Consider the following 431-nt stretch of genomic DNA (forward strand, 5'->3'; position numbering starts at 1 on the left):
CAACGGTGGTCCCAACGGCCAAACCGGCACTAACGGCAACGGCCATGACCAGGAAGACGACGATCAGGACGATGACGAGGACGAGGAAGCCGAGGACGAGCGGGCTCATATGAACGCCTGAAACGGACCCTGTCCGCATCCCGCTCGCGTTTTGACGTCATCCCGCCGCAAGCGATCCGTTCGAACTCACTCGATCAGGGCGGCAGGATCGCCCGGTGCGACTCGTCCTCCCTGGATCACGCGGGCGTATACACCGCAGTTGCGGTGGGAATATCCCCGCTGAAGAGCCAATGGGATATTGATGTCGCGTGTCGCGGTGGCCGGGTTTACCTCGGTCGCTGCGCATCGGCCGATCTGCTCGACCACCTCCAGCACTGCGTCGCCGATTGCGATCCGATGGCCGATCCACCGCGCCTCGACCCAGGGCTCCA

Annotated in this window: 1 protein-coding gene; it reads right to left on the reverse strand. The window is 63.8% G+C overall.

Translation table 11 applies throughout. The annotated features are described in order from the left end of the window. Positions 1–186: 186 nt before the first annotated feature. Positions 187–431: MOSC domain-containing protein (locus tag AC5JJ6_RS37490; RefSeq protein WP_496046917.1), on the reverse strand; the 245-nt coding region annotated here is incomplete at its 5' end.

The sequence above is a fragment of the Skermanella sp. genome, from assembly GCF_059503625.1.